Annotated in this window: 1 protein-coding gene; it reads right to left on the minus strand. The window is 39.8% G+C overall.

Going from position 1 to position 211, the window contains the following annotated elements:
- Positions 1-10: 10 nt before the first annotated feature.
- Positions 11-211: Tn3 family transposase (locus PL9214_RS29780; protein WP_139295236.1), on the minus strand; the 201-nt coding region annotated here is incomplete at its 5' end.

Below are 211 nucleotides of genomic sequence, written 5' to 3' on the forward strand. Positions count from 1 at the left end.
CTCAAGCATTTCAGCGATACCTATTTTCTTTCACCCGCAAAGGGCGTAAGTTGTCAAAACCGCTTGCCTGCTTTAGATTCCAAACATAATCACCTGTAAGATTAATATGCTCCCAACCCAACGGTGACAAATGTTGCAAATATTCTTCAGGAATATCCACACCCTGTTGTTTCAAATAATCAACAGCTTTTTCTAAGTACACCGTATTCCA

Origin of the sequence: Planktothrix tepida PCC 9214 (assembly GCF_900009145.1) — a bacterium.
Classification (GTDB): domain Bacteria; phylum Cyanobacteriota; class Cyanobacteriia; order Cyanobacteriales; family Microcoleaceae; genus Planktothrix; species Planktothrix tepida.